Genomic DNA, 513 nt, shown 5'->3' on the forward strand with positions numbered 1-513 from the left:
TCAGGCCCGGGTCGCTCATCACCTGGCTCAGGCCATCAGAGATTTCTCCGCGCACACGGCCATCCAGCAGCGAAACCGTGCCTGCCGTGCCTTGCATGAAGCTGGTGAATGACCTTGCCGGTGTACGCGCCAAGGCAGCCAGTGCTGTCACAAGGCCGCCGCCATCGGCTACGGCAGCCTCATCCAGCCGGTCTATGACACCCTCGCCCCACTGCCGCATGTTGCGGTTCAGGCGCTGGCCCCAGCTGGGTTCGGCAGGCTGCTGCGCGGTTGAAGGGGTCGGGCTGCCATGCTGGGCTTCAGGCCGCGCAGCTTGCGGCAGCCCCAGCCTTCTGGCGTTTTCCACAGTCGGCGCCCAATCCTGTGGCCTGGCCCGCTCTGGCAGCGCTGGCTTTGAGGGCCGCATGGGCGTTGCAGACGCAGCAGGCGCTTGCGCGCGGATGCGCTCGATCTGCTCTCTCAAGTTCAGCCCGCGCGCGTTGCGGCCTATGACTTGTCCGCCCAGGCGCGAGA

Annotated in this window: 1 pseudogene; it reads right to left on the reverse strand. The window is 67.3% G+C overall.

The features are described from left to right. Window positions 1–513, reverse strand: a pseudogene (locus QB898_RS13200) (hypothetical protein); the annotation flags it as partial.

It is taken from the genome of Ottowia cancrivicina (assembly GCF_029813755.1).
Classification (GTDB): Bacteria; Pseudomonadota; Gammaproteobacteria; order Burkholderiales; family Burkholderiaceae_C; genus Ottowia; species Ottowia massiliensis.